The sequence below is a fragment of the Sphingopyxis sp. KK2 genome, from assembly GCF_001990265.1.
Classification (GTDB): Bacteria; Pseudomonadota; Alphaproteobacteria; order Sphingomonadales; family Sphingomonadaceae; genus Sphingopyxis.
Map to the genome: position 1 here is coordinate 1 of NZ_LYVN01000276.1, position 1803 is coordinate 1803.

Annotated in this window: 2 protein-coding genes; one reads left to right on the forward strand and one right to left on the reverse strand. The window is 70.1% G+C overall.

Annotated features, from left to right (window positions below; genetic code table 11):
• On the forward strand, window positions 1-369 hold a 369-nt coding region (locus tag B1A78_RS21710; RefSeq protein ID WP_256839846.1), incomplete at its 5' end, for an acyl-CoA dehydrogenase family protein.
• Between the two features lie 20 nt (window positions 370-389).
• On the opposite strand, the gene B1A78_RS21715 is transcribed toward B1A78_RS21710, so the two are convergent.
• Window positions 390-1721, reverse strand: coding sequence for an MFS transporter (locus B1A78_RS21715; protein WP_077148901.1), 1332 nt, complete (start codon window positions 1719-1721; stop codon window positions 390-392).
• Between the last annotated feature and the right edge of the window lie 82 nt (window positions 1722-1803).

Genomic DNA, 1803 nt, shown 5'->3' on the forward strand with positions numbered 1-1803 from the left:
GCGGTCGAAGCGACGCTCGACTATGTCCGCACCCGCCAGCAGTTCGGGGTGGCGATCGGCAGCTTCCAGGTCGTCCAGCACAAGGTGGTCGACATGAGCGTCGCGTGCGAGGAAGCGCGCGCGCTGATGATGGTCGCCGCGTCGCAACTCGCAAGCGGGGGCGACGCAAGGTCGCTGATCGCGGCGGCGAAGGTCCGCGTCGCGCAATGCGGCATCGCGGTGGCGCAGCAGGCGGTGCAGCTACATGGCGGGGTCGGCACCAGCGAGGAACTGATCGTCAGCCACCACCTCCGCCGCCAGATGATGCTCGATCTCGCGCATGGCGACCGCGACCATCACAAGGCGCGGTTCGCCGAACTGACGCGATAAGAAGGGATTTGCAGGGCGCCTCAGGCGCCCTGCTTCGCCTCGTCGGCTTCGATCCGGCGGCCGGCCAGCCAGAACAGCAAAGACCCGATCGCGAGCGGCAGCGCGACGAGCGCCATCGCGGCGCGCAGGCCCTGTTCGCTGCCGAGCGAGGGGGCGAGCAGGTCGCTCGCGATGCCGACGAACAAGGGCCCGAGCGCAAGGCCGATCGCATTGGTCACGAACAATTGTACCGCCGCCGCCATCGCGCGGACGCGCGCGGGGACGAGCGTCTGCACCGAGGCGAAGACCGAGCCATAGTTGAGCGCGTGCACGAAGATCGCGCCGCTGAGGAAGGCGAAGGACAAGGGCACGGTCGGCGCGAGCGCGGCGCCCGCGAACAAGGGCGCCGCGATGACGAGCGATGTCGAGGGCACGAGCGTATAGCCCTTGATCCCGCGCCGCGCGGCGCGGTCGGCAAGCTGGCCGCCGACGAAGGTGCCGACCATGCCGACGAGTCCGACGATCAGCCCGAGGCTGAGGCCGAGGAAGACCGTCGGCGGGACGCCCCAGCCCGCCGCCATCGCGTCGATCCCGGCGACGTGCGTGCGCATGTAGAGCGAGCCGAAGAAGGAGGCCTGGCCGTAATAGCCGAAAGCGCCCATCGCGGTGCCGAAGGAGATGAGCCAGAAGCTGGGCAGGCGGCGCAGGGTCGCGAGCACCTGACCGAGCGGCATATGCGGCGCGGCAGGCGTTTGCGGCGTGATCGCGCGCTTGCGCGGTTCGTCGAGGGTGAACCAGACGATGATGGCGAGCAGGATGCCGGGCACCCCCGCGATCAGGAAGGCGGCGCGCCAGCCGAGGCTGGCGAGCAATATGCCGCCGAGCACGAGCCCCGCGAGCGAGCCGACCGGCACGCCGAGCGAATAGAGCGCGAGCGCGCGGCCGCGCTGTTCGCGCGGGACATAGTCGGTAATGAGGCTGTGCGCGGCGGGGGTGCAGCCGGCTTCGCCGACGCCGACGCCGATGCGCGCGAGCAGCAATTCGGTGAAGTTGCGCGCGAGGCCGCAGAGCGCGGTGAAGCCGCTCCACACCGCGAGCGCGATGGCGATCATCCCGACGCGGTTGCCGCGGTCGGCGATGCGCGCGAGCGGGATGCCGAGCAGCGTGTAGAAGAGCGCGAAGGCGAGCCCGCTGATCATCCCGATCTGCCAGTCGGCGAGGTCGAGGTCGGCCTTCATCGGTTCGACGAGGATCGTCACGATCTGGCGGTCGAGCATGTTGAAGGCATAGACGATCATCAGCAGGAACAGCGCGCCATAGGGCATGCGCGCCGCTGCGGCGTCGGTCTGGGCTGGGGCGGTTTCGCTGGTCATCGGCCTCTCCGTGGCGGGCGCGTCGCCCGTTCTTGCGACGGGCACATTAGGCGCGGGGTGGCGGGACGCAGGCGCGCGGGTG